General features: G+C 63.4%; 3 protein-coding genes. 1 reads left to right on the plus strand and 2 read right to left on the minus strand.

Annotated elements, in window-relative coordinates; all coding sequences use genetic code 11:
* Window positions 1–75: 75 nt before the first annotated feature.
* Window positions 76–621 carry a hypothetical protein gene (locus tag AX669_RS07515; protein WP_144708553.1) on the minus strand — a complete coding sequence of 182 codons (546 nt, stop codon included), beginning with the start codon at window positions 619–621 and terminating at the stop codon, window positions 76–78.
* 318 nt (window positions 622–939) lie between these two features.
* Between AX669_RS07515 and AX669_RS07520 the strand changes: the two genes are divergently transcribed.
* Window positions 940–1,224 carry a hypothetical protein gene (locus tag AX669_RS07520; protein ID WP_144708554.1) on the plus strand — a complete coding sequence of 95 codons (285 nt, stop codon included), beginning with the start codon at window positions 940–942 and terminating at the stop codon, window positions 1,222–1,224.
* Between the two features lie 397 nt (window positions 1,225–1,621).
* Here the strand turns inward: AX669_RS07520 and AX669_RS13370 are convergent, their stop codons facing one another.
* A complete protein-coding gene (locus tag AX669_RS13370; RefSeq protein ID WP_144708555.1) occupies window positions 1,622–1,990 on the minus strand; it encodes a hypothetical protein in 369 nt (122 codons plus the stop codon).
* Between the last annotated feature and the right edge of the window lie 127 nt (window positions 1,991–2,117).

Raw genomic sequence — 2,117 nt, forward strand, 5'->3', positions numbered from 1 at the left:
GCGCGTCATTCCTCCGCAACCGCCGCCCCGGCCGCGGTGCACGTTTTGATCACCTGGCCCGATGCGTCAGGAAAGTCAGTGGGGCTGCTGCCCGGTGCAGGTGAGGCCGGCAGAGGTCTCACCGTGCACGACATGCGTGTACGGCCCATCCTTGATGGTGATGTCGTACCCGTTGGCGTGCGCTGAAGGCACGCTCGAGGTCAGGAGAACCTCCACGAGTGCTTGGTGGCCAGGCAGGATCTCGCGGGGGTGGCTGACAGCTGGTAGCCGTGCGGCACCGACGCTCATGGCAGCTTCTGGCTCGAACCTGCCATGGGCTCGTCCTGCGTCGATGGCGGCGAAGTCGGCGACCCGGACTTTTGTCGACCCGCCCCCTACCGTGACGTTGACGATGCTGGCCGCATGGCTGTCGGTGTTGGCGACGATTTCCGCGGGAGAGGTCTTCCCTTCGTTTGGCCCGCAATTCATGAGCGAGTACGTGCCCATGTCAGCCTTGAGCCGTACGTCCTTGGGTCCACCGAAGATGGCCACGAGGGCCAAAGCAATACCGAGTGTGATGACGATGACCACCCACGTGAGAGCTGAGGAGGGCTCGTCGGGGCGAGGACGCGGGGCAGCCATGGGGGAACCTTTCCGGGGCGCCGCGCGGCGGCCACCTGCTCACTCTAGGAGGGTGGCCCCAGTGCAGCCGCTCATCGCTTCAACAGATCGTAGCGTTCGAGGCGGGTGGACTGTCTGAGGTATGCGGAACCCTTCGTTTGAGCTACCGAATCGTCGCTGGGTGCGTGGTTAGGCTGGCCAGATCGCGTCAGTGAGATCGAGGAGAGTCATGTCAGCGCTTGCCGCCAACTCTTACCGGCCACAACCCAGCCGCGCGGTGGGAACGGGACCGGAGTGCTTGTGCTGGTGGGTTCTAGTCGCCGCATCGACACCACAAGAGTGGATATGTTGACGGAACGTGGTGTCACCGCGCTAGGGCTGCGTTGGTTTGGCGGCGAGGGCTTACAGCCGGTCTCGGCGCAGGTTTTTCTTGAATTCTTCAGTGAGGCGCTGGATGCGCTAGCCGATGAATGCGACCGGCTGGTCGTTGTTGGCCTGTCCTACGGAGCAGAGGCTGCGTTGCTCATGGCCACTCGTGATCCTCGCCTCGACGGCGTTATCGCCCAGCCCCCTCAGACGTGGCCTGGGAAGGCCAGGCGAGCAATGATGACGATCCAGCTTTGAACAAGTGGACCTACGGCGGGCGGGGAATTCCGTTCGTTCCGATCGACCGCACATGGCAGACCGCTGCGGTAAGCCGGCTTTCATCGAGCTATATGAGCAGAGCCGGCTCGTCGCGGGGCCTCGGCACACAACGTGGCGAAATCCGTTGAGGTATAGACCGATCCGTGGTCCGAATGGAAGGTCGCGCCGGCCAGGCTGGCGCGGCCCCGGTGTCGACCTGTTGAATCAGAACGCGCACCCTAGAACCAGGCAGCTAGGAGGCGCCCCTCATCAAGAGGGACGCCTCCTAGCCGTTTGAGGCGCGCGGGTATTTCTCGCGACAAAGCCTGGCAGTGTGCCGCAGTTCTTGAGTCGCGCTCCCTCTTGCCAACCCAATGGCGCTGCAGGACGCTGACGGTCAGTTCCGATGGCTTGCAGCGCTTGTCGCTTCTTCTCCTTCGTCGTCGGCCGGCAGGGTCGGTGCTGCTGCTGGTGGCATCTCGGGCGCGGCAGGTTCTGGTGCACCTAGCCCCACTTTGTCGAGAGCAGCGTGCAGGGCGTTGGCCGCCTCTTCGAGCGCGTCTCTTCGGCCTTGCGCATACCCCAGCTGTGCTGCAACGCCACCGGCAGCTCCTGCAGTGTCGTACCCCCCAAACACCTCCGCCCACTCATAGTTGTTCGACGAGTTATCAATCCGTACCACCCAGTAGCCGCCGTTGTACTTGCGCACGGTCCAGTACGTGCTATCTGCTGTGTAGTTGCGGTATCCCGATTTCTTTGAGCTCATGCTCTGCACGGTAGTGCAGGTAGCATCCGCGAGTGCGCGATTGGCGGTGCCAGATTCGGCACCCCATGGAGGGACGTGATCAAAACGTGCACCGCGGCCGGGGCGGCGGTTGCGGAGGAATGACGCG

The organism is Dermacoccus sp. CCH2-D9 (genome assembly GCF_001556795.1).
Taxonomy (GTDB): domain Bacteria; phylum Actinomycetota; class Actinomycetes; order Actinomycetales; family Dermatophilaceae; genus Dermacoccus; species Dermacoccus nishinomiyaensis.